The following is a 589-nucleotide window of genomic DNA, read 5'->3' as shown; positions in this document are numbered from 1 at the left end:
CGTGCGCTCGATCAGGTGCCAGCGCAGGCCATCGCGCACGCTGTGCAGGCCATGCCGATGCAGCTCGGCGTAGTCGTGCGCGGCCCAGCGGTCGTGGCCGGTCGCGGCGATCAGGTCGAGACGGCGGCCGTCGCTGCGCCGGTGGTTGGAACACTCGAAACCGCCAAGGAAAAAGCTCTTGAACAGACTGGGGTGGTGCATCGCTGACCTCATGGATGACTCGATGGCCGCCAGGGCGGCCGAGGACTCGCCGTCCGGCGAGCCTCAGGCATAACGACCGCTGCGCTTCAGCCGAGTTGCTCAGGCACCGCTTGCGGCTGACTCGCCAGCTCGGCTTCCTCGATGCGCTTGTACAGCGCCAGCGCCTGCCCGACCACCTGGTCCATGTTGTAGTACTTGTAGGTGCCGAGGCGGCCGACGAAGGTCACGTTCGGCGTTTCGTCCGCCAGCTGCTGATAGCGCTTGTACAGCTCGGCGTTCTCCGGCCGTGGGATCGGGTAGTAGGGATCGCCCTCGGCCGAGGGGTACTCGTAGGTGATGCTGGTCTTCGGGTGGACCTGCCCTGTGAGGTGCTTGTACTCGCTGATGC

At 66.0% G+C, this 589-nt stretch carries 2 protein-coding genes; both read right to left on the bottom strand.

Going from position 1 to position 589, the window contains the following annotated elements; genetic code table 11:
• Positions 1-201, bottom strand: a 201-nt coding sequence (locus CXQ94_RS23915) for a hypothetical protein (protein WP_219817126.1), incomplete at its 3' end; no start/stop codon positions are given.
• Between the two features lie 86 nt (positions 202-287).
• On the bottom strand, positions 288-589 hold a 302-nt coding region (locus CXQ94_RS23910; RefSeq protein WP_368665590.1), incomplete at its 5' end, for a UDP-galactopyranose mutase.

Source organism: Arthrobacter sp. GMC3 (assembly GCF_002929305.1).
Lineage (GTDB): Bacteria > Actinomycetota > Actinomycetes > Actinomycetales > Micrococcaceae > Specibacter.
The sequence above is the reverse complement of the archived record's forward strand: the minus strand, read 5'-3'. Positions and strand labels throughout refer to the sequence as shown.